At 44.3% G+C, this 300-nt stretch carries 1 protein-coding gene; it reads left to right on the plus strand.

Annotation, left to right across the window (positions count from 1 at the left end; genetic code table 11):
* The first annotated feature begins 18 nt into the window (after positions 1-18).
* Positions 19-99 (plus strand): hypothetical protein, encoded by an 81-nt coding sequence (locus D0T57_RS16145; RefSeq protein WP_368666944.1) that lies wholly within the window; start codon positions 19-21, stop codon positions 97-99.
* The last annotated feature ends 201 nt before the right edge of the window (positions 100-300 follow it).

Consider the following 300-nt stretch of genomic DNA (forward strand, 5'->3'; position numbering starts at 1 on the left):
GGATTCAAATGGCTGTGGATGAAACCTCATCCGACCGAAGACCTGACATACACCAAGGCATCCCATAAAACGCCTTACGGATGGGTAAAAAGCAACTGAGAGCCGATTTAATTGCCGATGTTGAAGTCATAACAGGAGAGGGGTGTGTTGGGAAAAGGGTGTGCCTGAAAGTAGCAGATGCACCCTGTTTCTTAACATCTAATATAGACACAGCTAGTTTCTTATTTGCCGGAATAGCTATTGTCTCTTTCTTATAGTCACGGGCTGCCTTATTGGCATTCACTCCATCTTTGAACACTT

Source organism: Dysgonomonas sp. 511 (assembly GCF_010501105.1).
GTDB lineage: Bacteria > Bacteroidota > Bacteroidia > Bacteroidales > Dysgonomonadaceae > Dysgonomonas.

Bases quoted from the DNA above. Each gene is read 5' to 3' on its own strand.
- D0T57_RS16145 (WP_368666944.1), top strand. From the start codon at position 19: ATGAAACCTCATCCGACCGAAGACCTGACATACACCAAGGCATCCCAT.